Here is a 3,448-nt window from a genome sequence, read left to right as displayed (position 1 = left end):
GTAAGCAGAGTTTTTGAAATGTAAGGCCTTTGAATAAGACAAAAGGCTGCCTCATCGCTAACTTTGCAACAGTGCCGTCTAGACTTCTTTTAACAGTAAAGTTATCATAAAACTGAATTTTATTTTTTAGGTAAGTTTATGCATTCTATCCGCATTCGTTAAGACACAACTATTTGCATAGTGACACTATTTTATAATGGTGGGCTTTTGTTGTGTCTTTAAGAATATATGCGGATATATAAAGTAAAAGTATGCTTAATTTATAAGTATGCTTTTAGTGCATAGTTTCCAGTTATAACTTAATTGACTAGCTATTTGTCCACCCTGTGGATGAATAGCTTTTTTTTGGGAGGACACTGTGATGCTAGCTTTTGTTTTCACCTAAATCCTGTTTGCTGCATAAAAAATTTCAAGAGCTAAACAGGAGTAAATAAAAATGAGTTTAATTATTAAAGCGAGAAACATACGCTTGGATTATGCTGGGCGTGATGTTTTGGATATTGATGAATTGGAAATTCACTCTTATGACCGTATTGGTCTTGTGGGTGATAACGGAGCAGGAAAGAGTAGTTTACTCAAAGTACTTAATGGCGAAATTGTTTTAGCCGAAGCGACATTACAGCGTTTTGGTGATTTTGCACATATCAGCCAACTGGGCGGAATCGAAATAGAAACGGTCGAAGACCGGGCAATGTTATCTCGCCTTGGTGTTTCCAATGTACAAAACGACACAATGAGTGGCGGAGAGGAAACTCGTGCAAAAATTGCTGCCGCATTTTCCCAACAAGTACATGGCATTCTAGCGGATGAACCAACCAGCCACCTTGATCTCAATGGAATAGATCTACTTATTGGTCAACTTAAAGCATTTGATGGAGCATTACTTGTTATCAGTCATGACCGATATTTTCTTGATATGGTTGTAGACAAGATATGGGAGTTAAAAGACGGTAAAATTACGGAATATTGGGGTGGTTACTCGGATTACTTGCGTCAAAAAGAAGAAGAGCGACAACACCAAGCCGTAGAATATGAGCTGATGATGAAGGAACGGGAGCGATTAGAATCTGCTGTGCAAGAAAAACGCCAGCAAGCTAATCGATTAGACAATAAGAAAAAAGGAGAAAAATCCAAAAACTCTACCGAAAGTGCTGGACGACTTGGGCATGCAAAAATGACTGGCACCAAGCAAAGAAAACTGTATCAGGCAGCTAAGAGTATGGAAAAGCGTTTGGCTGCATTAGAAGATATTCAAGCACCAGAGCATTTGCGTTCTATTCGTTTTCGTCAAAGTTCAGCCCTAGAACTGCACAATAAGTTCCCGATTACGGCAGATGGTCTGAGCTTAAAATTTGGTAGCCGTACTATCTTTGATGACGCTAACTTTATAATACCGCTTGGCGCTAAAGTCGCTATAACTGGATCGAATGGAACAGGGAAAACGTCCTTGTTAAAAATGATATCAGAACGTGCTGATGGATTAACCATATCTCCAAAAGCTGAAATTGGCTACTTTACACAAACAGGATATAAATTTAACACGCATAAATCTGTGCTCTCCTTTATGCAGGAAGAGTGCGAGTACACAGTTGCGGAAATTCGTGCAGTATTGGCTTCAATGGGGATCGGAGCGAATGATATTCAAAAAAACTTATCCGACTTATCGGGAGGTGAAATCATCAAACTGCTTTTATCCAAAATGCTTTTAGGAAAATATAATATTTTGCTTATGGATGAACCAGGAAACTATCTTGACCTAAAAAGTATTGCCGCATTAGAAACAATGATGAAGTCCTATGCAGGAACTATTATCTTCGTATCTCATGACAAGCAATTGGTCGATAATATTGCTGACATTATCTACGAGATCAAAGACCACAAAATCATCAAGACTTTTGAGAGAGATTGTTAATGATAGCCAATCTAATCCGAACATTAATTATTGAACTCTTTAAAGGAAATTAAAAATGACAATTCAAGATATTCAATCACTTGCTGAAGCACACGGCTTGTTGCTTACGGACAAAATGAATTTCAATGAAATGGGCATTGATTTTAAGGTCGTTTTTGCTCTTGATACAAAGGGGCAACAATGGTTGCTGCGTATTCCTCGTCGTGATGGCATGAGGGAACAAATCAAGAAAGAAAAACGCATTTTAGAATTGGTAAAAAAACATCTTTCTGTAGAGGTTCCTGATTGGAGAATTTCATCTACAGAATTAGTGGCTTATCCCATACTTAAAGATAATCCTGTTTTAAATTTGGATGCTGAAACCTATGAAATAATTTGGAATATGGACAAAGATAGCCCGAAATACATAACATCTTTGGCAAAAACCTTATTTGAAATCCATAGTATTCCTGAAAAAGAAGTTCGGGAAAATGATTTGAAAATTATGAAACCTTCAGATTTAAGACCTGAAATAGCAAACAATTTGCAGTTAGTAAAATCTGAAATTGGTATAAGTGAGCAATTGGAAACCCGCTACAGAAAATGGTTGGATAATGATGTTCTATGGGCAGATTTCACCCAATTTATACATGGCGATTTATATGCTGGGCATGTACTAGCTTCAAAGGATGGAGCTGTTTCAGGCGTTATTGATTGGTCAACAGCCCATATAGATGACCCAGCGATTGATTTTGCTGGGCATGTAACTTTGTTTGGAGAAGAAAGCCTCAAAACTCTAATCATCGAGTATGAAAAACTAGGGGGTAAAGTTTGGAATAAACTATATGAACAGACTTTAGAAAGAGCAGCGGCCTCTCCTTTGATGTATGGTTTATTTGCCTTAGAAACTCAAAATGAAAGCCTTATCGTTGGAGCAAAAGCTCAGTTGGGAGTTATATAATTTAAAAATATGATTGCTGAGAACTGCCTTGTTTTGAAACTTGGTTGGCTTTAATTAGTTTTTAGTATTCTTTATAGAAAATGCCTCGATCAAGGGGCATTTCTAACAATCATTTAACATAAAATTTCTTATACGAAATGCTTGATATTTCTCTTTAAATATCATTATATTAACGTAAGCCGTTCTGGAGTATAGGGCACCAGAACGCAGGGCGGGAGCACACTTTGTTGATCTTTTAACCAAAGAATAACTGAGCCCGATAATCGTCATTCCAGCCGGCTCTTTTTAGCTTGTTTCTCTGACTTCGAGCACCACAATTGCTCTGTTTTACGATATTCAATACGAACCGCCGGAATAGCGCCATATTCTCGACTGCATCCTCCATCGCTATCCTGGAAGCATCCTCGTTGAACACCACATCAAGAATGTAATGCTGGCTGTTCTCTATCCGCCAGTGCTGCCGTATATAGTGCCCTAGCAGCTGGTGCTTGGGGGATAACGAGCTGACATAGTAAGAGGGGCACTGTTGCAAAGTTAGCGATGAGGCAGCCTTTTGTCTTATTCAAAGGCCTTACATTTCAAAAACTCTGCTTACC

Annotated in this window: 2 protein-coding genes and 1 pseudogene; 2 read left to right on the top strand and 1 reads right to left on the bottom strand. The window is 38.2% G+C overall.

Features of this window, described 5'->3' with window-relative positions; translation table 11 throughout:
• Nucleotides 1–436 precede the first annotated feature (436 nt).
• Together msr(E) and PG898_RS21030 are read left to right on the top strand one after the other, a co-directional pair.
• The gene (gene msr(E) / locus PG898_RS21035; protein WP_000052512.1) at nt 437–1,912 is read left to right on the top strand and encodes an ABC-F type ribosomal protection protein Msr(E); all 1,476 of its coding nucleotides are present in this window, start codon (nt 437–439) and stop codon (nt 1,910–1,912) included.
• Between the two features lie 55 nt (nt 1,913–1,967).
• Entirely contained in the window at nt 1,968–2,852 is an 885-nt protein-coding gene (locus PG898_RS21030) for an Mph(E) family macrolide 2'-phosphotransferase (protein ID WP_000155092.1), read from the top strand.
• Between the two features lie 235 nt (nt 2,853–3,087).
• Here PG898_RS21030 and PG898_RS21025 read toward each other — a convergent pair.
• Nucleotides 3,088–3,369 (bottom strand): annotated as a pseudogene (locus PG898_RS21025) (ISAs1 family transposase); the annotation flags it as partial.
• Nucleotides 3,370–3,448: the final 79 nt, after the last annotated feature.

This window comes from Aeromonas sp. QDB31 (assembly GCF_027707605.1).
GTDB lineage: Bacteria > Pseudomonadota > Gammaproteobacteria > Enterobacterales > Aeromonadaceae > Aeromonas > Aeromonas media.
Note: the sequence above shows the minus strand (reverse complement) of the source record. Positions and strands in the feature narration are given on the sequence as shown.

Coding starts and splice junctions, on each gene's coding strand:
- PG898_RS21030 (WP_000155092.1), top strand. CDS start 1,968: ATGACAATTCAAGATATTCAATCACTTGCTGAAGCACACGGCTTGTTG.